The sequence below is a fragment of the Streptomyces sp. NRRL F-5755 genome (assembly GCF_001279365.1).
Classification (GTDB): Bacteria; Actinomycetota; Actinomycetes; order Streptomycetales; family Streptomycetaceae; genus Streptomyces; species Streptomyces rimosus.
The window spans coordinates 1-211 of sequence record NZ_LGCW01000246.1 but is presented as its reverse complement, the minus strand read 5'-3'; the positions used below and the strand labels follow the sequence as shown (position 1 = coordinate 211).

At 57.8% G+C, this 211-nt stretch carries 1 rRNA gene; it reads right to left on the bottom strand.

The features are described from left to right. Positions 1-211 (bottom strand): 23S ribosomal RNA (locus ADK86_RS19505); the annotation flags it as partial.

Genomic DNA, 211 nt, shown 5'->3' with positions numbered 1-211 from the left:
CAGGCGTCAGTCCGTATACATCGCCTTACGGCTTCGCACGGACCTGTGTTTTTAGTAAACAGTCGCTTCTCGCTGGTCTCTGCGGCCACCACCAGCTCAGGGAGCACGTCCCATCACCAGCCGTGGCCCCCCTTCTCCCGAAGTTACGGGGGCATTTTGCCGAGTTCCTTAACCATAGTTCACCCGAACGCCTCGGTATTCTCTACCTGAC